Source organism: Shewanella sp. SG44-2, from assembly GCF_014164215.1.
Taxonomy (GTDB): domain Bacteria; phylum Pseudomonadota; class Gammaproteobacteria; order Enterobacterales; family Shewanellaceae; genus Shewanella; species Shewanella frigidimarina.
In genome coordinates, this window is the sequence record NZ_JACJEU010000129.1 from 1 (window position 1) to 205 (window position 205).

The following is a 205-nucleotide window of genomic DNA, read 5'->3' on the forward strand; positions in this document are numbered from 1 at the left end:
ATTCGGTAGCCTCTGAAATTAATGTTAAATGCTCCCACATATATTCACTGTTGGCATGCGGGGCAATAATAGCCTCTGTCGTGCCCGTTGCAGGACACACCGCACCATATAAATATGCTGATTCGAACTGTTGTTGCCTTACCGCTCGTGGTCGGGTTCCTTTCGTTGCCCAAATGCGGGTCGTGGTATTTTGCTGACCAAATCT

The 205-nt window shown here is 47.8% G+C and carries 1 pseudogene; it reads right to left on the reverse strand.

What is annotated here, in order from left to right:
* Positions 1-205 (reverse strand): annotated as a pseudogene (locus tag H5181_RS20570) (IS630 family transposase); the annotation flags it as partial.